Annotated in this window: 1 protein-coding gene; it reads right to left on the reverse strand. The window is 76.6% G+C overall.

Annotated elements, in window-relative coordinates; translation table 11 throughout:
• Positions 1 to 177 precede the first annotated feature (177 nt).
• A partial coding sequence (locus tag A612_RS04890; protein ID WP_019373422.1) for an EamA family transporter occupies positions 178 to 495 on the reverse strand: 318 nt, incomplete at its 5' end.

Raw genomic sequence — 495 nt, forward strand, 5'->3', positions numbered from 1 at the left:
CAGCCGCAGCCGGGATCGGCGGCAGAGGCGGAAGACAAAGGAGCGGCAGTCGGGTTCAGGCGGTTCGGACGCATGGTAGGCCGAAGTCTATGCGCGCGCGGGCCGGCGCGCCTGTAGGCGGCTGTGCCGCGGCGCTGCCCAGCCCGCCCGACAGGGCCGGTTGCGTGTTTCCGCCGCTCAGGCGCGCGCGGCGCGCAGCTCGGCGGCGATCACCAGCCCCAGCCCGGCCAGCACGCCGCACAGACCCACCGCCGCCATGGCGGAAGGCCGCTCGCCGACGACCACGATGGCCAGCGCGAAGGCCGTCACCGGCTCGGCCAGCGCGAGCGTCACGGCCGTGGCGCCGCTGAGCACGCGCAGCGCGCTGCTGAACAGCAGGTAGGCCAGGCCCGTCGCCACCAGCCCCAGGTACAGCACCACCATCCAGGTGGCGCCCTGCGCGCTGGGCGCCCCGCCCAGGGCCGCCGCCACCGGCAGCGACAGCAGCGCCGCCCC

It is taken from the genome of Melaminivora alkalimesophila (genome assembly GCF_000282995.1).
In the GTDB taxonomy this organism is placed as follows: domain Bacteria; phylum Pseudomonadota; class Gammaproteobacteria; order Burkholderiales; family Burkholderiaceae_C; genus Melaminivora; species Melaminivora alkalimesophila.